Here is a 21,095-nt window from a genome sequence, read left to right as displayed (position 1 = left end):
CGACGCGTAACCCGACCTCGTCTCCTGGAAGGAGCATATACCCCGAGGAGGCGAACCGACGCACCAGGTAGCCCGTGGCGCGTGTTTCTCGCCGCCCGCGAAGGCAGCGCCCGGCGGGGGCCACGGAGGCGAGCCTCCGCGCGGCGAGGGCCTCGGCGCACGTGGCCCTCGGATCCCCGCTGAAGATCCATCGAAGCAGGGAGGGCGTCGGGCATAGAGTCCAGGGAATCCTAAACGAACACGACCCGTTTGCCCATCGCACGTTCGGGGCTCGTCACGTGTGAGGCAAGCCAGCCCGCACGGCCCCGGAACGCCCAAAACGAAGAGCGCTCCGGACGGCCCGCAGCGCAGCCCGACAGAATCGTGCGCCACCCTCGTGACGCGGCCTGCACGCTCAGTTCCCCGCGCTCTCGACCTTTGGTTCGGGCGGCAGCGGGCGATAACCCGGCGGGGGCCTGTATCCAGGCTTTCGGTATGTCAGGATCGCAATCTTTTCGTGCTTGTACGGCTGCGTTTGTCCAGGCAGGGGGCACTGGTCCCGCAGCCAGTACACATCGAAGGCGACGAGCTCATCCTCGGGGCGCCCCGTCTCCTCGTGCCAGCGCAGGAGGTACTCCTTGAGGCCGTGCCGAAAGACCTTGTTCCGATCGAGGCGGATGCGGTTGAAGTAGTCCTGCCAGATCTGGTTCAAGCCGAGCCCGCGCGCGTCCGAGAGATTGAGGTCCGGCTCCTCGCCGGTGAAGGGATCCACGTGGCGACCGCCGATCGTCCAGGCGTCGATCGTGATCGAGCCGTCGTCGCTGATCGGGTTCGGCGCGAACATCCCCCAGCCCTGGTACATGCGCGGGTAGCCGAGCGTCGCCTGCATCAGCCAGGGCTGCGGGTGCTTGAGGAACGCAGGGACGGACTTGTTCTCGTTGATCGTCTGGCTCACGGCGCAGACGAAGAACCAGGCGACGAGCGCCTCGCGCAGGCCGGCGCGCACGCGTGAGGCGCGCTCGGCCAGCGGGGAGGGCGTCCCGCTCGCCTCCTCACCCTGCCCGCGCGGGGGCAGGGTGAGGCCGAAGGCGCGCGCGGTCGCGTCACGGCGGCGCGCGACGTAGCCGAAGAGCGGCGCCGAGAGGCCGAGCGTGGAGACACGCGCGAGGGGCCAGAGGAAGCGGCCCGCGGGCAGCGAACGCGCGAGGGCGGCGAGCGCCTCGTGATCATCCTGCAGCTCGTTCGTCTCGGGATCACGGACGCGGAGCAGGGGCGGCGCGGCCTCGTCCTCGGGGCTCTCCTCGAACGAGAGCCGCTCGCAGAGGTCGAGGCGCGCGAAGAGCCGGCAGAGGAAAAACGCGAGCGGCGAGCGCCGGTCGTAGACGACGACCCATCGGCGGGCCTTCTTCGTGTACCAGCGGCCGAGGAGCTCCCAGTGCACGGGCTGGGGGAACAGGAAGCTCCAGGCGATCATGAACCAGGAGAACGGGCCGAGGCGCATCATGACGCCGAACGACCCGTGCAGGCCGGTCATCAGGAGCATGGCGAGGGGCCGCGTGATCCGGCGCCCGGCGGGGGCGAGGATGAGCGGGACGAGCAGCGCCTCGACCACGAGCACGCTCCACGCGACGGGCCGCATCATCCAGAGGGGCATGTGCTCGCGGAACGGCACGGCGAGCCCCGTGATCATGCGGTCGAGGTGGAGGACGTAATGGACGGTGTCGCCCTTCCGCCAGATGATCCCCGATTTGTTGACGACGTTGAAATAATAAATGACCGCGATGTTCAGGGTCGTGACGAGGCCGATGAGCGAGACGTGGGGCTTGTCGGCCCAGGCGAAGGGCGCGCGGGTGTTGAGCTCCGCCGCCGAGCGCTCCTTGCGCTCGCGGAAGGAGCGCAGGAGCGCGTCGACGGAGAAGCGCTGCCCGGTGGGCATGAACATCGCCCAGCCGAGGAGCAGGTTCTCCACGACGTACCCGCCGTTCTCGACCATCACGAACCGGTTGTCGAGGCTCGTCACGAAGAGGAACGAGAGCACCGAGAAGAGGCGCGTATACCAGCCGATGAAGAAACAGAAATGGCAAAACGTCGCGAGCGCGAAGGCGACGTGGACCTCTTCGAGCGAGGAGAACGCGTGGAAGAGGCTGAAATTGAAGCCGCTGCTCGGGCGGAAGAGGTGGTAATGGTTCGTGAGGACGCCCTCGTTCGAGTAGAACCAGCGCGCCTCCTTCCAGTGCCGGATACAATCCGCGGTGACGAGGAACCCGACCACGAGCCGGAAAAACCCGAGCGTGCGCGGGTCCATCGTCATGTAATGGTCGCGGACCCAGGCGAAGGCCCTCTTCGCGGAGCCCGCGCGCGATTTCGCGGCGGGGGCCTCGCCCTCGGCGGCAATCTCGGACACGGCGCGCCTACTCCTGCCGGCGGACGGCGGGCTTCACGAGGGGGAGGCGGTCGATCGCGAGGCGCCCGCCGCGCGAATGCGTGAAGAGTTTGTCCCGCCCCTTCTCCACCCGCGCAGGGCTCTCGCCGGGCCCGGCGATCGTGTACCGCACCCAGTAGGCGTCGTAGCCCATGAGCTGCTCGTCCGGCGCGCGGCCGGCGAGCGCGGGGCCGCCCTTGCCGAGGTAATCACGCAGCGCCTTCTGGAACGGCTCGTATTCGCGCTGGCGGACGCGGTTCAAGTAATCGTTCCAGAGCTGGCCGAGCTTGCGCGCGTTGAAGGCCGAAGGGTCGACCGCGGGAGGGGCGCCCGTGAGCGGATCGACGCTCACGCCCTTGCGGTTCTGGCCGTCGATCACGAAGACGCCGTCCTCGGCCGCGCTCACGGCGAGCACGTCGAAGCGCTCGAGCATGCGCGGCCAGGTGACGATCGCCGCGAGCGCCTTGCCCTGGGGGATCGAGAATGGCAGCGGGTTCTCCTTGGCCGCCTGCGCGAGCGCCGCGACGAAGAGGACGAACACGAACGCCTCGCGCAGGCCACCCGTCACGAATCGCCGCGCGCGCTCGGCCGAGGGCACCTCGAGGCTCTCGGCCGCCTCCTCGTCCCGCTCGTCCTTCGGCGCGGGGAGGCCACACGCGTCCATGCCGACGAGCACGCTGATGTCCGCGCGCCGCCTGGCGAAGGCGTCGTAAAAGACGTCGAGCAGCGCGCCGATGCCCGGGAGGCGCATGACGAAGGCGAGGGGCCGGCCGAACGGCAAAGCCCGCACGATCTCCGCAATGCCGCGGCTCCGCGTGAAGACGGTCCCCTTCTCGTCCACGACGACGATCGTGTCCTGCACGAGCTCGGCGGTGATACCCGCGGGAAGATCGACCCTCTCGACCGCGCCGTCGGCCTTGCCACGCGCGAGCCCTTCGAGGTCGCCATTGCCCTGGAACGTGAGGTGGTGGTGGGCGTCGAGGCGCTTGGCGAGGCGAGCGAGCCACAAGCAAACGCCGCAATCCTCGTCGTAAAGGACGCTGCGCGCGCGGCCGGCGGAGAATCGTCGCACGAAGGCGTCCCAGCTCTCCTCCGGAATCAAGAGCGCAGCGGCGGCGAGCAGCGTCCAGGCATAAAGGCCGAGGGAAAAGAGGACCCCGAGCGTGAGGGCATACACGACGAGCAGCCCCACGGCGATCCCGCGAAACACCCTCCGGGCGACGGGGACGAGCACGAGCAGGGGGACGACGCATTCGGCGGCGAGGAGCAGATAAGAGAGGCCCCTCGAGGCCCCCGGCGCGCCCTGGACCCGCGCGCCGATGTCGCTCACCCAGCGCTCGACGTGGAGCGCATAATGCAAGCCGCTGCCGTCCCGCCACGATCCCTGGAGATGCCAGGCCGCCGACGCGACCAGGATGATCACGATCTGGAGCGTGACCGCGAGCGCCGCGAACGAGAGCGGCGACCAGCCGGGCCCACGCGTGGCCGCGAGCTCGGCCTCCGTGGGCCTCGGGCGATCGTTCAGCTCGGCGTCGGTCTTCTCGTCGCGCGAGGACAACGATTTCACGAGGGCGTCGACGGAGAAGCGGCTGCCGAGCGGCAGAAAGAGCGTGAAAAAGAGGAGCGCGACGGCCGCGTAGTTGCCCTGGTTCTCGAGCAGGATGTTCCGCGAGCCGAGGCTCACGAGGCAAACGAGCGAGAGCGCGTGAAAGACACGTGTCTTCCAGCCGAGCAAAAAGCCGAGATAAACGAGGAGGATCAGGGCGAACGCGAAATGGTTCTCCCCGACGCTCGAAAAGGCGTGAAGAATGCTCCAGACCTGGCCCTGGTCCCGCAGGTTGAAGATGTGGTTGTGGTTCGGCAGGACGCCTTCGTTCGAATAAAACGCGCGGACCCAGGGCCAGCGGCGGAGGAGGTCGCCGAGGAGGACCGCGGCCATCACGATGCGGAAGAGCCCGAGGGAGCGCGCGTCGATACGAAGGAAGCTCGACAGAATTCGTTTGCCCACGTCAGTCCTCGACACGGAATCGGTACTCGTCCTCGTGCTCGATGAGCGGGACGCTCGGCTTGCGGAGCAAGATCGTCCGCACGGCCCAGAGGTCGTTGAAAATGCGATACCGGAGCGCCGTCTGATCGAGGTAGTCGACGCCCGCCGACCCGCCCGTGCCCGTGCGGCGGCCGATCACGCGCTCGACCATACGCGCGTGGCGCTGGCGCCAGATGATCATTTGCTGCTCGACCGCGATCACGAGGTCGATCACCTCGCGCGGCCACGCCAGGCGCGGCAGCTCGCGGTAGCTCTCCAGGAACACGATCGCCGCGCGCACGCGACGGCGGAAGGCGCGCGCCTCCTCGTCGAGCCCCTCCTCGTCCTCGGCCCGCAGGAACCGCTCGGCGAACTTGATCTCGTTGCGGTAACGCTCCTCGAGCCGCGCGATGTCGTCCGCCGTGAGCGCGTTCTGCTTGGCGAGACGGATGCGGTTCTCGATCTCCTTCTCGTGCCCCGCGATGAACGCCTTCGCGAAACGATCGGCCGACTCCGGCGTCGCGGGGCCGTCGATCGGCGTCCGCGCGAGCCACTCGTAGAGCACGCTCTTCAAGCTCGGGCCGCTCTCCCTGCGCTGCTCGACGCGGGCGAGCGCCGTCGAGGCCGAGCCGTCCGAGGAGCGCAGCGCCGCCATGTAGCTGCCCTCGCGGCCGAGCGGGATGCGCAGGTTGTCGTCGAGGCCGAGCAGGATCTCGATCTCGCGCATCTGCGCCGACTGGAAGCCGCTCGCGGGGATCAGGCGGTCGCGGAAGTCGAGGTAGTCGCGCGTGGTGAGCGTCTCCATCACGCGGAAGTGCGGCACGGCCTGCTCGAAGAGGGCGACGACGCGGCGGAGCGAGGTCGCCGCGCTCGCGAGCTTCATGTCGGGCACGGGGTTCTGGCGGAAGAGATCGCGCGCCGTCTCGAGCTCACGCAGGATGAGCTTGAACCAGAGCTCGTAGACCTGGTGCACGACGATGAAGACGACCTCGTCGTTCGAGAGCTTGCTCTCGTCGTTGTCGAACCCGCCCTGGAGCGACAGGAGCTCCTCGACCTTGATGTAGTCCCAGTAGTTTCGCATGGCTCGGCTCCTCGTCGCGCGAGGCGAGTCTACTTCCCGCGCGCGAAAACGGAAGCCACGAGCAGCCTCGTCGAAGGGCGATCTCGTCCGCGCGTTTCGTAACGTCGGGCTTCGTGTTCAGGGCGCCGTGGTGAAGCTCGTGCCCTCGGGGCCGATGTTCACGGGGGGCCCGTAACTCCGGAGTTCGGCTCGCTCGTGAGCCAGGCGCGCCTCGACGTCGAGCACGGTGATGCCGACATCGGGACAAAACGTGGTCGTGTACCGCATGGGTACGTCTCCGCCGCGCTCTTCGACCGTGACCACACACCCCTCGAAGCGGCCCGCCGGCACGGTGACCGTCGCGCCGACCGCCACGATCCGCGTCGGTCCGCCGTGCTCGCCGGTCCAGCTCGCGCCGAGGGCGAGCGGCGCGCGAAGGACGTAGACCGAGCGGCCGAGCAGCGCGACGCCCTCGCTCGTGAAGGCGACGCGGCGCGCGCCCGTGGGCGTGAGGAGCTCGCCCTCGAGGGCGCTCGTGCGACGGGCGCGGACGAGCAAGAGGCCTCGCTCGCCGTCGTCGCTCGTCGTCTCGTAGTGCCAGAGGTTTCCGTGCACGAGCGGGAAGTAGCGCTCGATCGGCATGCCGGACGACGCGGCGGCGGCGCCCTCGCCGGGCGAGGTGAACGAGGGCCGAGGCGCGGGCGCGGCGGGCCCACACGCGGCCGCGGAGCCGGCGAGCACGAGCGCGAGGGCGGCGCGCCTCGGCGTCATGGGGCGGGCGTGAGGCGGTGGGAGAAGTACCAGACCGTGAAGAAGGCGAGCAACACGCACGCGGCGAGCAGCATGTACTTCGCGAGCGGATCGGGCTCGATGCGGCGCAAGAGCTCCTCGGCGGCGCGGCGCACGGCCGGGTCCTCGGTGCTCTTCACGAGGCGCGCGCCGTCCTCGCGGACGCGGCCGTAGTCACCCCGCTCGAAGGCGGCGAGCAGCGCGTCGAGGGCCTCGTCGCGCGGGAAACGCGCGGCGAACGAGGGAACACCTTCGCGTGGCGCCTTCGCCTTCTTCTTGCGCTTCTTCCTGGGGCGCGTGTCCTCGCTCGGCGCTTCCGCCTCGCCCGTCTGCTCGGCGCCCTCTTTCGTCTCGCTCATCGTTCGTCTGGTCCTGTCGCAAAGCGCTGGTGCGGCGTCTACCTCGGCTGGACGGGCGCGCTCGGATCCGGCCGGTCACGCCAGCCGACGGGGCCCTGGCCTTCGCCTTTCACCTCGCAGGAGAGGTGCTCGCAGAGCGTCTGATAAGACGCCTTCCGGCCGCAGCCGACGGCCTTGTAGACCCCGCCGTACTCCTCGGTCACGCGGATGTCGTCCATGGGGCAGTCGAGGTCCTTCTCTGCGTGCATGAGCACGACGGGCCTGGCCGCGCCGCGCCCGTTGACGTTGTCGATGCAGCCGGCGAGGGGGACGAGCAGGAGAAGGGCGATGGGTCGCATGATCAGAACTGAAAGTACACGAACGGCACGGCCTTCACACTCGCGGCCTCGTGCAGCACCACGGCGACGAGGAAGAGCATGGCGCCCTGCGCAGCGGCAGGCATGGCCGCGAAGGCGGCGCGCAGCCGATCGTAGATCACCCGGGGCGTGTGATGCACGGCGATCCCGAAGGCGAGCAGCAGCGCGACGATCGGCGGCAGGTTCGGGTGGAACGTGGTCCCCGTCGAGATCTGCCGGAGCACGCGCACGCCGATGTCGAAGCTCGGCGCGCGGAAGAAGATCCACGCGAGGCAGACGTAGTGGAACGTGAGGACGACGCCGATCGGCTTCGGCAAGAGGCCCTTCGGCTTGCCCGCGCCCTTGCCCGAGGCGCGCTCGACGGCGCGCGTCACGGCGAGGCCGAGCCCGTGCAGGAACCCCCAGAAGACGAACGTCCACGACGCGCCGTGCCAGAGGCCGCCGAGCAGCATCGTGAGCATGAGGTTGCGGTAGGTGGCGAGGTTCGAGCCTCGGTTGCCGCCGAGCGGGATGTAGAGGTAGTCGCGCAGCCAGGTCGAGAGCGAGATGTGCCAGCGGCGCCAGAACTCGGCGAGGTTCGAGGACGTGTACGGCGCGTCGAAGTTCGGCGGGAAGCGCACGCCGAGCAGGAGCGCCGAGCCGATGGCGATGTCGCTGTAGCCCGAGAAATCGCAGTAGATCTGGACCGCGTAGCCGTAGACGCCCGCGAGCACCTCGACCGCGGAGTAGTTCTCCGGCCGCTCGAAGACCCGATCAACGAGGTGGATCGCGAGCTGATCGGCGAAGACGACCTTCTTCAGGAGCCCCGTCGCGATGAGGAACATGGCCTCGGCGCCCACGCGGCTCGGCAGCGACGGCACGGCCTCGAGCTGCGGCAGGAGGTCGCGCGGGCGGACGATGGGGCCGGCGACGAGGTGCGGGAAAAACGAGACGAAGAGCAGGTAGCGGAGGTAGCTGCGGTGCGCCGGCAGATCGCCGCGGTAGACGTCGATGACGTAGCTCATCGACTCGAAGGTGAAGAACGAGATGCCGACGGGCGGGAGCAGGACACGCAGCGCGTCGCTCGTCTGCGGGGTCGTGCCCGTGATCCAGGCGCGCAAGAGCTCGACGTTCTCGACGCCGAAGTTCCAGTACTTGAAGAAGCCGAGGAAGCCGAGGTTGAGGATGACGGTGATCGTCAGCAGCGCCTTGCGGCGCGAGGGGCGCGCCTCGTTCGCGATGATCCGCGCGAGGAAGAAGTCGACGGTGGACGAGCCGAAGATGAGCGGCAAATACCGCCAGTTCCAGGCGGCGTAGAAGCCGTAGCTCATCACGAGGAGGAAGATGATGCGCGGCCAGGAGGCGAGGAGGCGCCCGGAAGCGGTGGCGAACGACGGCTTGAGGGTCGAAAGGCCCCACCAACCGACGAACGCAACGGCGAAAAAAACCGCGTACTCGATGCTGATGAAGTTCACGAGCGGGCCGCATGTTGAACGGCGCGGGCTGCCGTGCCAAGGATTACGGTGATGCTCGGGCGCCTGATCGTAGGGATCCTCAAAGGCCTCATCGTGGGCGGGCTCATCGGGTTCGGGCTCGTGAAGCTCGGATTCGCGGTACTGCCAGCGTGGCTGGCGTACATCGCCGCCTCGATCACCGGGATCGTGATCGGCCTCATCGCGGGCAAACCCATCTGGGCGAAGGACGCGCGTATCGAGGCCGGGATGAAGGCCGTCGTCGGCGCGATCCTCGGCGCGGGGCTCATGTTCGCCGCGCGCAGGTGGCTGACGATGTACCTGCCGACCGAGCCTTTGAGCCTCATCGGCGTGATGACGAAGAGCGAGACGATCCGGTTCGGCCACTTCCCCATCACCGCGCTCGCCACGATCGCCGCGCTGCTCGGCGGGTTCTACGACGCGGACAACACGCCCGAGCCCGAGGGCGAAGCGAAGGACGAAGCGAAGGCCGAGCCGGCGAAGGCCGGGCCGCAGAAGCGCATCGCCGAGCCCTCGGCGGACGAGCTCGACGAGGACTTCGACACCTCGGCGGACGAGAAGAAGGCGAAGAAGTAGAAGCGGTGCCGCCCGCGCGGATCCTGTTCTACGTGGCGACGTTCGGGGCCCTCGCGCTCGTCGCGCGTTCGCTCCTGATCGGGCCCGTACCCGCGTGGATCACGCTCTCGATGCTCGTCGCCTACACGGCGATCGTCTTTGCAGGCGTGCTCTTCCTGCGCCTCCGCATGTTCGTCGATGCCGTCTGCCAGGGGCCGGACGACGCGCGGGGCGTGGCCCTGACCTTCGACGACGGGCCGAGCCCCGAGCACACGCCGAAGGTGCTCGACCTGCTCGACCGCGCGAACGTGAAGGCGACGTTTTTCGTGATCGGCAAAAAGGCCGAGGCGCACCCCGAGCTCGTGCGCGAGATCGTGGCGCGAGGTCACGCGCTCGGCTCCCACGGCCACGCGCACCCGCGCGCCTTCGCCATGCTCGGCACGTCCGCCGTTCGCGCGGACATCGAGCGCTCGCTCGTCGTGCTGGAAAAAATCACGGGGCGCCGAACGACCCTGTTCCGGCCGCCGATCGGGCACACGAACCCGCGCATCGCCAAGGTCGTGGACGAGCTCGGGCTGACGGTGGTCGGCTGGTCGGTGCGAGCGCTCGACGGGCTCGCCACCGCGGACCCGGCGAAGGTGGCGGCGCGTGTGGCGCGAGGCCTCGAAGACGGGGCCATCGTGCTCTTGCACGACGCCGCCGAGCGCGAGACCCACACGCCGGCGAGCCTCGGCGCGTTGCCGCGGATCCTCGAGGCCATGCGAGCGAGGAACCTCGACGGCGTGGTCGTCACGGATTTCGTGGAAAGTTCACGCGCGGAAGAAGCGGCCTAGGCCCTCGAAGAGCGCTACGACGAAGAGCGATTCGTCATGCTGCCTTCTCGTCCGAGCCTGACCCTCTTCGCTCACCTCGTCTCGTTGCCCGAATCGGAGCTCGATCTCGTGCAAGCCTCGCTCGTCTTCGCCGAGAGCGAGTACCCGTCGCTCGACGTCGCGCGTTACGTCGCCACGCTCGAGGGCCTCGGCCGCGCCGCCGCGCGGCGGATCGCCCAGACCGCGCCGCACGGGACGACGGAGGAGCGGGTGCGCGTGGTGCTCGAGTGGCTCTACGGATCGCAGGGCTTCCGCGGCAATGCCGAGGAGTACTACGACCCGCGCAACAGCTACCTGAACGAGGTGCTCGACCGGAAGAAGGGCATCCCGATCACGCTCGCGGTCGTGCTGCTCGACGTCGCGACACGCGCGGGGATCGACGCGAGGGGCATCTCGTTCCCGGGGCATTTCCTGGTCGGCGCGGCGGAGCGGCCGAAGCAAACCTCGCGGCTCGTGATCGACCCGTTCCACGGGCGGATCCTGGGCGCGTCGGAGCTCGAAGCCTTGCACGCGCGGGCGACGGGCGCGGGGACGCGGATCGATCCGCGGCTGCTCGAGCCCTGCAGCAAGCGCCAGATCCTGATCCGCATGCTCTCGAACCTCCACCGCATCCACGCGTCGCGGAACGACGACGAGCGGCTGCGCAACGTGCTCGAACACCTCGTCGCGCTCGCCCCGTCGCCGGAGCTCCACCGCGAGCTCGACCGGCTCGGCGGCAGCCGCGCGCTCCTCGCCCGTCCCAGCGCGCACCGCTCGCTCAACTGAGGTCCTTCGCGGCGAGCGGGACCGTGAAAGAAAAACACGCGCCCCCGTCCTCGCCGGCCTCCTCCTCGACGCCGATCGACCCGCCCACGGACTCGAGCAGCCCGCGACAAACGGCGAGGCCGAGGCCCGTGCCTTTGCCGACCTCCTTCGTCGTGGTGAAGGGTTCGAAGAGGCGATCGCGGACATGCGACGCGACGCCGGGGCCGTTGTCCCGGACCTCGACGCGCAGGCCCTCGGGCGCCGCGCGCGCGACGAGCTCGATACGCCCTCCCGGCTTCGGCACGGCGTCGGCCGCGTTGAAGAGCAGGTTCAGGAGGATCTGCACGAGCCGCGCTTCGGAGAGCGCGACGAGCGGCAGGTCCTTCTCCACGTCGAGCGTGATGGCCACGTCGCGCAGGGCCTTCTGCGGCTTGACGAGGGCGAGCGCCGCGTCGAGCGCTTGCGAGAACGAGCCGAAGGCCTCGGCGGCGCGTGGATCACGCATGCTCGTGGCGGGGCGCGCGAAGTCGAGCAGGTCTCGCAGGATGTGGTGGATGCGCTCGGTCTCGCGCTTCATGCGTTGCAAAAAATCGCGCTGGTCGGCCTCGTCGAGCCCGCCTGCGAGCAAGAGCTCCTCGAAGCCGAGCAGCGCCGCGATGGGGTTGCCGATCTCGTGCGCGAGCCCGGCCGCGAGGCGCCCCACGGAGGCGAGGCGCTCGGACCGCACGAGCCGCTCCTGCGCGCGCTCGAGCTCCTTCGCGTACCGCGTGGCCTCGTCGATCTTCACGCGCAGGCTCTCCTCGTCGGCGCGCAGGCGCTCGGTCATCCGCGCGACGCTGCCCGCGAGCTCGGCGAGCTCACGCGCGCCCGTCCGAGGCAGCTCCAGGCTCCGCGCGCCTTCGGCCACGCGGCCCGCGGCGCGCGAGAGTCGCTCGATCGGATCGACCACGAGCCGCGTCATCGCGAGGTACATGAAGACGAGCAACGCGAGGGCGAAGATGCCCATGTAGAGGGCGAGCAGCCGGACGAGGGGCGCGGTCGGGATGACGCCGGCCATGCTGGCCCGGTGCAGGCTCACGACGGCGAAGAAGAGCGGCAGGAAGGCGAGGACGAGCAGGGTGCCGAGCGCGAGGAGGAGCTGAAGCCGTATCCCAGGACGCACAGGGGCAGAGTAGCAGTCGACGCTTGGGGGCTTCGCTCGCGGGCGAGCTGCGCCCCCAAACCCCCGAGTTCTCCCAAAACTAGGCCCGCCCTGACAGCCTCTGCTACGGGACCGCTGGCACCCAGATGGCTCCGCTCGTGGTCCTCGTGCTCAAGCTCCGTCGCCTTGGCCGCGCCGCTTTGCCGCTCCTCGCCGCGATCGCGCTCGGCGCGGTCGTGGTCGCGTCCACGGCGAGCCCGCTCCCGCTCTTGCTCGAAGCGCCCGCGTCGGCGCTGCTCCTCGGCTTGCTCGCCGCGCGCGCGTCGAAGCGTGGTCGGGCGATCGAGGGCACGCTCCGGCTCGACCTCGAGGTCGGCGCGCTCCTCACCGTGCTCGTGTACGCGATCGTGACCCGCAGCGACGGCGCGCTCGACGGGCGCCTCTACCCGCTCGTCTACGTCTGCGTCGGCCTCGTCAGCGCCTTCGCGCGCCCTGTCGCGACGGTCCTCGTCCTCGCCTTCGCGCTCGGCCTCGACGCCTCCGTGCGGCGCTGGGCGATGGCCTCGTCGAGCTACGAGCGGCTCATCTACTCCGGCGCCTTCATGATCGTGTTCGCCTCGTTCAACGCGCTCCTGCTCCGCGCCGAGATCGCCCGCGCTCGCAGCGCGCTGAAGGAGCGCATCCAGGCCGAAGTGGAGAAGCTGCGCGACGACGCCCGCAGCTACCGGCTGCTCGGCGCGCCGGCTGGCGCGCGCAGCGCGTCACGCGGGAACGACGAGGAGCGGCTCGTGCGCTCGGGCGTGGAGGAGATCCACCAGTCGGTGCTCTTCGCGCTCCGCTTGCTCCGGCAGGCGATGAACCTGCACACGGCCGTCCTGCTCTGGCAAAACGACGCCGGCACGCACCTGCGCATCAGCGAGCTCTCGACCGACGACCCGAACGTCGCCGAGGGCCCCTTCCTCGCGGGTGACGGCATCTTCGGCGCGGCCATCACCCAGCGCGAGGCCGTCGCGCTCCGCGGCCTCGAGCCGCGCCACAAGCTGCCCTACTACACGGGCCCCTGCCCCGTGCGCGCCGCGCTCGCGCTGCCGGTCTTCGAACACGGCGCCATCCGCGGCGTCCTCGTCCTCGATCGCCTCACGGACGAGCCGTTTGGCCTCAAAGAACAGGAGCTCGCCGAGGAGGCCTGCCGCTACGCGGTGCGCGCCATCCAGAACGAGCGTGTCTTCGTGCAGCTCGAGCGCGCCAAGGTCGAGCAGGGCCGGCTCTACCGCGCGGTCGAGAGCCTCAACGCCGCGACGACCGAGGCCGAGGTGGTCGAGGCCGGCCTGCGCACGGCGCGCGAGATCACGAGCGTCGACTTCGCTGCGGTCACGCTCTACGACGAGGCGCAGAAGGCGCACGAGATCCGCGCCGTCAGCGGCGGCGACGAGGCGAACCTCGTCGGCCAGCAGTACAAGAAAAACGCGGGCCTCGTCTCGATGGCGCTCGAGAACAAGCACCCCTTGCCCTACCGCGGCGAGTACGACGAGAAGCGCCAGATCGTCTTCACGAAGAAGCTCGCGCCCCCGAGCATGCCGTCGATGATCGTCCTGCCGATGCTCGTGCACGACAAGCCCCTCGGCACGCTCGTGCTCGGCTCGCGCCGCCGGGCCGCGTTCGGCGACGCCGCGCGCAGCACGCTCGAGGTGCTCACGAGCCACGTCGCCGTCTCGCTCGCGAACGCGCGCATGATGCGCAGGCTCGAGGAGATGGCCACGCTCGACGGCATGACGGGCCTCTACAACAAGCGCGCGATGCTGGAGATCGCCGACCAGAAGATCAAGGCGGCCAAGCGCTTCGGCCGCAAGCTCAGCGTGCTCGTGACGGACATCGACCACTTCAAGAAGGTGAACGACACCTACGGTCACGACGCGGGCGACGTGATCATCAAGGGCCTCGGCGAGGTGCTGCGTCGCGAACGCCGCGCGACGGACGCGATCGCGCGCTTCGGCGGCGAGGAGTTCGTGGTGATCTGCGAGGAGACGGACGCGCGCGGGGCGATGCTCCTGGCCGAGCGGGTGCGTGAGGAGCTCGGCAAGACGATCTTCCACGCGCCGAAGCCCGGCCCGGACGGCCAGCCCGTCACGATCCGGGTGACCTGCTCGATCGGCGTGGCGAGCTTCGGCGAGTCGGGCGAGACCTGGGAAGACCTGTTCAAGGCCGCGGACGAGGCCCTCTACGCCTCGAAGCGCGGCGGGCGCAACCGCTCCACGGCGCACGCGTCCTTGCCGCGGGCGGCGGGGTCGAAAGCGCAACACGCGGCGTGATGGCTTGCGAGCGCGCTGACGCGACCCCTACACTCTGGGTATGAGCGGAAGCGACGATCGGGACGACCGCAACGAGCAAGCCGAGCGGGCGAAGACGCACCTGGTGCAAGGGCTCGGTCATCTGTTCCGCGCGGCCACGGCGGCGGCGAGCGGGATCAAGAAGGAGCTCGACCGGAGCGACGTGGGCAAGCAGGTCGAGGTCGCGGGCCGCGAGATCTACCGCGCCGCGAACAACGTGGTGAGCCGGCTGGGGACGGAGATGCTGTTCGGGACGAAGGACAAGGACAAAGAGAAGAAGCCGTCCCCGGAGGACGAGCGCAAAGACGACGACCGCGAAGCGCCGAGGTACCCGCCGGGGCAAAAGCCGAAGGGGCCGACGGAGGAGGATCCGGGGTTTCGGATCATGACGGACGACGAGGGGCCGAAGTAGACGTGGTGGAGCAGGCTGTCGATCGACTGGAGCGCTTCCGCGCGTTGCGAGCGAAGCTGGACCCAGCGGGGAATCCGGCACGGGCGCTGAGTGATGGCAGCTATGTTGAGCGAACAGGATCGGTGAGCGCGCGGCTCGTCGCGGAGCTGGCGCTCGCGCCGACTTCGACGCACCTGCTGATCGGGGGCGTGGGCTCGGGCAAGACGACCGAGTTGCTCAGGGCGCAAAGCCGTCTCGACCAGATACCGGATACGCGCGCCTTTTATGTCGACGTGAGCAAGGGGCACGACATCACCAAGATGGTTCCCGGGGCGGTCGCTGTACAGGTTGGGCTAGCACTCAGCGCATGGGTCCAGACGAACGACGCCTCCAACGCACAAGCGGCAGGCCGAGCGCTCAAGCGGCTGCGTGACATCGCTCATGGATATTACGAACGGATTGAGATATACGATCCCACGCCTGAGGATCTGGGATTTGTACCTGGAATCCTCGTCCCACCAGAAGAAGAAAAGGTTCAGGAGATCCTAACGCCGATTGCGTTGCTCCTCAATTTGATTCGCGCCAAATGGATGCACGCAATCGTGCTGCTTGACGGGCTCGATCGGCTGGCTGATATGGCCGCGCTTGAACAAATCGTAGACCACGACATCAATGCGCTTCAATCGCTTGGTCTCGGCGTTGTGCTCATCGGTCCCCTTCGAGCCCTATACGGTATGGCTCGCACTCTAGAACAGCGCTTCAACAACTTTCATTACCAGCCCTGGATCGACCCTAGCTCGGGAACATCAGCGAAAGAGCTTCTCATCACCGTCCTACAGAAACGGATTCCGAGCGATGCGATGGATCAGCAGGGGCTCGAAGCGCTAGTTCGCAACTCTGGTGGTGTGTTGCGAGATCTTCTCGCGCTCGCACAATCTGCATGCCTGGAAGCATATCTGAATGGTGCGAACGTACTCGGCCTGTGGGAAGCCGATACGGCCATCGACGCATTCGGCCGCAAGCACATGCAAGGTCTCCGGCCAGCGGACCTCGAAGTACTCCAGCGTGTACACCAAACGGGGAATTTCGTGCATACGTCGGAGGACGAACTCGCACTGCTCATGACCCGGCGCGTCCTCGAGTACCGCATCAACGGTCGGCCACGGTATGCCGTCCACCCGACCATCGTCCCCTTCCTGCAAGAGCGCGCCGGAGACGCCGCGTGAACGACACGCCGAAGCCAATCGGCACGGCGGAACTCGCGCTACGAGTGCTCGCTAGCCGTGGCGCGTCGGCATACTTTACGTACCTGGTCGGGTCCGGAAAAGGCGCGTCGGTCGTCGAGGATCTTGGTGCGGAAATCCAAGCCCTCGGCGACTGCCTGTCGCTCGGAACCATCGCCCCTTCGAGCGCGGCAGACCTGCTCCACGACATCACCTCCATCACCGACGAAGTGCTCCTCATCGACGCGAGCACCTACGACGAACGAGACTGGAAGCTCCTCGACATCCGCCGCTCCTCGCTCGGTCGTGACGGCGTGATGATCTTCGTCACCACCCCCGAGAGCTTCGCGAAGCTCATGCAAACCGCGCCCAACCTCGCGAGCTGGCTCGGCGGCTTCGTCTTCTCCCATGAGAACGAAGCCGCGCATATCGAGGAGCAGAGATCCCAGCGCCTCGAAGCGCTCCGGGCTTGGGCCGGGAAAGGCGACGACGAGGTCGTCCGGGCCGCGGAGCAGGGAACGTTGCCGCGCGACCCCGAATACGCGGAGTGGCTCGTCTTGCTCGGCCGCGGAGATCTCCTCGATGGCTGAGGTCATCCTCATCGGCGAGCACACGGACGCCATCACGCTCCGGCGGAGCCTTCGCACGATGCTGATCCAGGCCTCGAACGCCAGGAAGATCAGGACCTCTCCGGCGGACATCAACAAGCACGTGCTTCTCCTCGACGAGCCTCCACGGCACGTTCGCAAGCACCTCGAAAAGGAAGGCCTCCACCAGGGGGCCTCGTGCATCGTCCTCGGCAGCGAGAAGAACCAGTGCCGCGACCGCGCGCTCCCGCACATCGAGCGGAGCGACGGCGCGTGGTTCGACTTCACGATCACCGTGCGCAAAGGGAAGGGCGCGCTCGAGCTCCTCGCTTACGACTTCGAGCTCCGTCTCCCGCCAGGCATGGGCGCGCCCTTCCTCCGTTTCGATCTCAACCTGCCGGCGCACAGAAACGAAGAGCGCGAGCTGCGCTGCCATCTGCACCCGGGCTCGGACGACATCCTCGTCCCCGCGCCCCTGATGAGGCCGGCCGAGCTCCTCGCGCTCCTCATCGACGGCGTGCGCCCCACGGCCGAGCGCAAGGCTGCCCGGGCGCCGACGCTCTTCGAGGTGAGCTGGTTCAAGGACACCCTCGGGCTGCTCTCCCCTTCCGAAGCCGCTCCCCCGGCGCGGTGAGACGTCGCCGCGACGCCATTTTCACCACCCCACCCGCCGCCCCCGCCCCTCCCGGCGTGTGTACACTCTCACAAAACTAGGCAGCAAAGCAGAAGAACGGCCGTCGACGCCCGTCAGGAGGCGCGCCTCACGGCGAGGAGCGACCGTTGACGCCCGTCCGGGGGCGCTCCTCACGACGAGGAGCGATGCTCGACGCCCGTCAGGGGGCGCTCCTCACGACGAGGAGCAATGCTCGACGCCCGTCAGGGGGCGCTCCTCACGACGAGGAGCAATGGTTGACGCCCGTCAGGGGGCGCTCCTCACGACGAGGAGCGATGCTCGACGCCCGTCAGGGGGCGCTCCCGACGACGAGGAGCGACCGTTGACGCGCGCCGGGGGTGGTGGTGCGGCACGAACGGGTTCAGCGGCGCTGAGCCACGTGGCCCCCTCGATCGCGCCCGCTTGCTACGGCGGAAATCGTCATGCAGGGTCTTTCGCATGACGTCCCTGGAGCCCGAGTGTCCGGACGATCTCCCGCCAGACGACCTCTATAGCCAAGCGCTTGGCTTCGAATCCCCCCTGCATGCCGCGCAGCTCATGCTCCTCCTGGAGACCTTCGAACTCCACTGGAAGGACCGGACGGACATCTTCGCGGCCGGCAACCTGACGATCGAGTTCAGCACCCTCGAGCGCACGGGCGAGACGTTGGGCGCTCCCGACTTCTTCGTCGTCCTCGGCGCCCAACGTGGACCACGCAAGTCCTGGAACATCTCGCGCGAGGGCGGGAAGTACCCGAACGTGATCGTCGAGGTCCTCGCGCCGAGCACGGCCGCGTTCGATCGAGGAACGAAGAAGCGCATTTACCAGGACGTCTTCCGCACGCCCGAGTACTTCTGGTTCGACCCGGAGACGAAGGAGTTCTCGGGCTTCCACCTCGTCGACGGCCGGTACACACCACTCGCGCCCGACGCCTCCGGACGCCTGTGGAGCGCGCAGCTCGGCCTCTTCCTCGGCGTGCACCAGGGCAAGCTTCGATTCTTCACCAAGGAAGGCGCCCTCGTCCCGACGGGTCGAGAGCTCGCAGCGCGCCTCGCCGACAAACTCCGCGCCCTCGGCGTCGATCCCGACGCGCTCTAGTACTCGAACCCGCTGCCCCCGATGAACTCCCGCAGGATCGACGTCGGCGGGACGTGGTCCGGATAGATCGTCACCACCTTGTCGATGAGCTGCCGCAAGCGGTACGCCGTCACGAACGCCGGGTGCTCTTGCGGCACCTCGAGCAGGTAACGGTCCGCGAACACCTTGATCACCCCGAGCTCGTAGACCAGCGACGAGTCGAAGATCGCGTCCGCCTGCGCGAGGAACGGGAAGATGTTGCTCCGCTCGCCCGCGCGCACCGACGGCCAGCGCTGGATGTTCGCCGCCGCGTTCGTCCCGCGCCCGTGCCGGTCACGCACGATGCGCCGGAGCAGACGCACGTCGGACACGTTGATGCGGTTCACCCGGTCGAACGGCAGCGCCGTCATCGGCTGGATGAAGATGCGGAAGACCTTGTCCCGCGGGAGGATCCCGTCGAGGAGCCTCGGGTTCAACCCGTGGATGCCCTCGATCAGGAGCACGTCCGAGCTCCGCAGCGTCACCTCGCGCCCACCCTCGGGGTGGCTCTTGCCCGTCAAGAAGTCGTAACGCGCCGTCTTCACCGCCTCGCCCGCGAAGATGCGCGCGAGGTGGCCCCGCAAAGCGCCGAGGTCGATCGCCTCCAGCGCCTCGTAGTCGTACTCGCCCCGCGCGTCGCGCACCGTCTTCTCGCGGTCCACGTAGTAGTCGTCCAGCGACAAACCCACCGGGTGGATCCCGTTCACGAGGAGCTGCACCGTCAGCCGCGACAGGAACGTCGTCTTGCCCGACGACGACGGCCCCGCCACGCAGATCACGCGCACCGTACCGCGTCCGGCGATCGCGTCGGCGATGCGGCTGATCCGCTTCTCGTGTTGACCCTCGCTCACCCGGATGATCTCCGGCGTCTTGCCCCGCACGCACGCCTCGTTGAACGCGCCCACGCTCGTGATGCCCAGCGTCGTCAACCAGGGCTCGTCCTGCCGCACCCCGAGCCGCGCCGACGACGGCTGGATGTCCTCGGGCAGCCGCGACGACGACGGCGCCGCGCCGCCCTCCGGCGCCACGCGTGACTCGTCTCCGTACCGCAACATCACCGCCGCGCCGTCCACCTCGATCCGGAACGGGAAGGGCGGGAGGTGCCCGGCGCTCGGCAGCATCGGCGTCATCGACAGCACCGCCTCGCCTCCCGCGCACACGAGCTGCACGTGCCCCGTCCGCCACGTCCGGAGAAGCGCGAGCAGGTCCCGCGCGCCTCCCTCCGCGAAGTGGCTCCGCGCCTCGTCCACCGTCCAGAGCTCCTGCTGGAACGGCGCGTCCTCCGCGATGAGCTCGCGCATCATCCCCGTCACGCGCTCGGCCCACGACACGAGCGAGAGCGCGCCGGGCCGGAGCAGCTCGATCGGCTGACCAAAACCCGCCCCGGGCCCGAGCCGCACGAACACATCCGGATCGACGCGACGCGACGCCGCGAGCAAGAGCAGCCCGAGGCTCGCTCGATAGACCCGCTTGCCCTCCCAGTGCGACGCGCAGAGCGGCTCGACGTGCGCGTCCGAGGTGATCGGCATCGCGAGCGAGACGGCCTTGTTGTTCACGAGCGCCGCCACGACCGGATCGCCGTCGACGTCACGCGGCAAGAGCTCGCCGAGCGCGGTCCCCGTCCGCACCCGCATCCACGCGCGGTTCACCGTGACGTCGAGGAACACGCGCCGCGGCAAGGAGCGCTCGTGCAGGAGCGCTCCGACGTTCTCCGTCATCTCGGTGAGCTCCTCGCCGAGCGACACCACGAGCGCGTGCGTCAGGCAGAGCGCGAGCTCCGGGTCTTCTTTCGACATGCGCTCGTACTGCTCGCGCGAGAGCCGCGCGAGCGTGAGCGCCTCCGTCGCGACCACGCTCGACGTCCGCAGCCGCCCCGCGATGAGCGCGAGCTCGCCGAAGTGCGCGCCCGGCCCGATGCGGCCGAGGTCCACGTTCGCGCGCCGGAGGTGCGCCTCGCCTTCCACGAGGAAATACATCTCCCGACCGACCTCACCCTCGCGCACCACGACCGTCTTCGCGGGGAGCACGACGTGCTCGAGGTACGGCGCGAGCCTCGGGCCGATCGACGCGCAGACGGAGCTCGTGGCGATCAGTTTGTCGATGCTCGCGGGCGGGACGGGCTGGGGCGGGTAGAGCAGCGTGGACGGCGACATGCGGCGCAGGGAGAGGTACCATGCGCGCGCGAGGTGCTTTCATGCGGAAATCTCTTCCTCTTGGACTTTTGTCGCTCTTGCTCGGGCTCGGCTCGGTCGCCGCGTGTGGCGCCGACGTGCAGGTGGACTCGCTCTTCGCGAGCGGCGGGACGACCGGCAGCAGCGTGGGCGGCGCCGGCGGGCAGGGCGGCGTCGGCGGCGTCGGCGGCGCGGGAGGACAAGGCGGCGTCGGCGCGCAAGGAGGACAAGGCGGCGCCGCGAGCTCGAGCAGCGCCGTCACGGGCACGGGACCGAGCTCGAGCAGCGCGGGGACGGGAGGACAGGGCGGACAAGGCGGCGGCTTCGATCCCGAGGCCTGCGGGCAATGCTCGTTCGGCAACTGCCAGGCCGAGATCTTCGCCTGCGGCCAGGCGTGTCAGGGCTTCCTCGGCTGCGCGCAGAACTGCGCCGATTCGCTCTGCGTCGACGATTGCCTGACCCAGTACCCGCAGGCCGAGCCCGTCTACGATTGCACCTGCGCCTCGTGCAGCGCGCAGTGCGGCAGCTTCTGCGACGGCGCGGGCGGCGGGTCGAGCTCGTCTTCGTCCACGACGAGCTCGAGCGCGAGCGGCACGGGCGGCGGCGGCGGCGCGTGCAGCACGTGCTCGGAGATCCTCCAGGGCGGCATGAACACGCCGTGCGACGGCTCGGCCGCGCTGCTCGGCGCGCTCTTCAACTGCACTTGCCAGCAGAGCTGCGTGAACGAGTGCTCCGGGCTCTGCCAGGGCGGACAACCCTCGCAGGCCTGCTTCGGCTGCGTGCAGCAGGGCTGCGGGCAAGAGCTCAACGCCTGCCTGCAAGACTGATCCGACGCCACGCTCTGGGCCGGAAA

The 21,095-nt window shown here is 68.9% G+C and carries 18 protein-coding genes and 1 pseudogene; 10 read left to right on the top strand and 9 right to left on the bottom strand.

All coding sequences use genetic code 11. The annotated features are described in order from the left end of the window. Window positions 1-394 precede the first annotated feature (394 nt). The 7 genes and pseudogenes from GF068_RS23120 to GF068_RS23090 all read right to left on the bottom strand — a co-directional run bounded on the left by GF068_RS23120 (window position 395) and on the right by GF068_RS23090 (window position 8,445). Window positions 395-2,383: an HTTM domain-containing protein gene (locus GF068_RS23120; protein ID WP_338046527.1), complete on the bottom strand. Its 1,989-nt coding sequence runs from the start codon at window positions 2,381-2,383 to the stop codon at window positions 395-397. A 7-nt stretch (window positions 2,384-2,390) separates the two neighbouring features. After that, window positions 2,391-4,409 carry a DCC1-like thiol-disulfide oxidoreductase family protein gene (locus tag GF068_RS23115; RefSeq protein ID WP_338046526.1) on the bottom strand — a complete coding sequence of 673 codons (2,019 nt, stop codon included), beginning with the start codon at window positions 4,407-4,409 and terminating at the stop codon, window positions 2,391-2,393. Window position 4,410: 1 nt separating this feature from the next. Next, a pseudogene (locus GF068_RS23110) lies at window positions 4,411-5,538 on the bottom strand (tryptophan 2,3-dioxygenase family protein); the annotation flags it as partial. An 87-nt stretch (window positions 5,539-5,625) separates the two neighbouring features. Continuing rightward, a complete protein-coding gene (locus tag GF068_RS23105) occupies window positions 5,626-6,258 on the bottom strand; it encodes a hypothetical protein (RefSeq protein ID WP_153821593.1) in 633 nt (210 codons plus the stop codon). Next, window positions 6,255-6,635 (bottom strand): hypothetical protein, encoded by a 381-nt coding sequence (locus GF068_RS23100; RefSeq protein ID WP_153821592.1) that lies wholly within the window; start codon window positions 6,633-6,635, stop codon window positions 6,255-6,257. Before GF068_RS23100 ends, GF068_RS23105 begins: the two co-directional genes overlap by 4 nt. Window positions 6,636-6,673: 38 nt before the next feature. Beyond that, entirely contained in the window at window positions 6,674-6,973 is a 300-nt protein-coding gene (locus tag GF068_RS23095) for a hypothetical protein (RefSeq protein ID WP_153821591.1), read from the bottom strand. Window positions 6,974-6,975: 2 nt separating this feature from the next. Continuing rightward, on the bottom strand, window positions 6,976-8,445 hold the full coding sequence (locus tag GF068_RS23090) for an MBOAT family O-acyltransferase (RefSeq protein WP_338046525.1): 1,470 nt from the start codon (window positions 8,443-8,445) through the stop codon (window positions 6,976-6,978). Between the two features lie 51 nt (window positions 8,446-8,496). Between GF068_RS23090 and GF068_RS23085 the strand changes: the two genes are divergently transcribed. Genes GF068_RS23085 through GF068_RS23075 form a run of 3 tightly spaced genes read left to right on the top strand, consistent with a single transcriptional unit; the run spans window position 8,497 to window position 10,655 of the window. Next, complete coding sequence (locus GF068_RS23085) at window positions 8,497-9,039, top strand: hypothetical protein (RefSeq protein ID WP_153821590.1); 543 nt, start codon at window positions 8,497-8,499, stop codon at window positions 9,037-9,039. Window positions 9,040-9,044: 5 nt separating this feature from the next. After that, window positions 9,045-9,851, top strand: a complete 807-nt coding sequence (locus GF068_RS23080) for a polysaccharide deacetylase family protein (RefSeq protein WP_338046524.1) — start codon at window positions 9,045-9,047, stop codon at window positions 9,849-9,851. 36 nt (window positions 9,852-9,887) lie between these two features. Then, window positions 9,888-10,655 (top strand): SirB1 family protein, encoded by a 768-nt coding sequence (locus tag GF068_RS23075; RefSeq protein WP_240807220.1) that lies wholly within the window; start codon window positions 9,888-9,890, stop codon window positions 10,653-10,655. Here the strand turns inward: GF068_RS23075 and GF068_RS23070 are convergent. Next, window positions 10,648-11,796: a sensor histidine kinase gene (locus GF068_RS23070; protein WP_338046523.1), complete on the bottom strand. Its 1,149-nt coding sequence runs from the start codon at window positions 11,794-11,796 to the stop codon at window positions 10,648-10,650. The two genes, GF068_RS23075 and GF068_RS23070, sit on opposite strands and share 8 nt — an antisense overlap. Before the next feature lie 125 nt (window positions 11,797-11,921). Here GF068_RS23070 and GF068_RS23065 point away from each other — a divergent pair, with 125 nt between their 5' ends. The 6 genes from GF068_RS23065 (at window position 11,922) to GF068_RS23040 (ending at window position 18,053) form a co-directional block, all read left to right on the top strand. Then, entirely contained in the window at window positions 11,922-14,084 is a 2,163-nt protein-coding gene (locus GF068_RS23065; RefSeq protein WP_153821589.1) for a sensor domain-containing diguanylate cyclase, read from the top strand. 40 nt (window positions 14,085-14,124) lie between these two features. Next, window positions 14,125-14,514 carry a hypothetical protein gene (locus GF068_RS23060; RefSeq protein WP_153821588.1) on the top strand — a complete coding sequence of 130 codons (390 nt, stop codon included), beginning with the start codon at window positions 14,125-14,127 and terminating at the stop codon, window positions 14,512-14,514. A 5-nt stretch (window positions 14,515-14,519) separates the two neighbouring features. Beyond that, window positions 14,520-15,719, top strand: coding sequence for a hypothetical protein (locus GF068_RS23055; RefSeq protein ID WP_153821587.1), 1,200 nt, complete (start codon window positions 14,520-14,522; stop codon window positions 15,717-15,719). A gap of 44 nt (window positions 15,720-15,763) precedes the next feature. After that, window positions 15,764-16,306: a hypothetical protein gene (locus tag GF068_RS23050; protein WP_153821586.1), complete on the top strand. Its 543-nt coding sequence runs from the start codon at window positions 15,764-15,766 to the stop codon at window positions 16,304-16,306. Continuing rightward, on the top strand, window positions 16,299-16,937 hold the full coding sequence (locus tag GF068_RS23045) for a hypothetical protein (protein WP_153821585.1): 639 nt from the start codon (window positions 16,299-16,301) through the stop codon (window positions 16,935-16,937). Before GF068_RS23050 ends, GF068_RS23045 begins: the two co-directional genes overlap by 8 nt. Window positions 16,938-17,414: 477 nt before the next feature. Continuing rightward, window positions 17,415-18,053, top strand: a complete 639-nt coding sequence (locus tag GF068_RS23040) for a Uma2 family endonuclease (protein WP_153821584.1) — start codon at window positions 17,415-17,417, stop codon at window positions 18,051-18,053. Here the strand turns inward: GF068_RS23040 and GF068_RS23035 are convergent. Beyond that, entirely contained in the window at window positions 18,050-20,224 is a 2,175-nt protein-coding gene (locus GF068_RS23035; protein WP_153821583.1) for a cyclic nucleotide-binding domain-containing protein, read from the bottom strand. The two genes, GF068_RS23040 and GF068_RS23035, sit on opposite strands and share 4 nt — an antisense overlap. A gap of 41 nt (window positions 20,225-20,265) precedes the next feature. Between GF068_RS23035 and GF068_RS23030 the strand changes: the two genes are divergently transcribed. Beyond that, window positions 20,266-21,069, top strand: a complete 804-nt coding sequence (locus GF068_RS23030) for a hypothetical protein (protein WP_153821582.1) — start codon at window positions 20,266-20,268, stop codon at window positions 21,067-21,069. The last annotated feature ends 26 nt before the right edge of the window (window positions 21,070-21,095 follow it).

The organism is Polyangium spumosum (assembly GCF_009649845.1).
In the GTDB taxonomy this organism is placed as follows: Bacteria; Myxococcota_A; Polyangia; order Polyangiales; family Polyangiaceae; genus Polyangium; species Polyangium spumosum.
The sequence above is the reverse complement of the archived record's forward strand: the minus strand, read 5'-3'. Positions and strand labels throughout refer to the sequence as shown.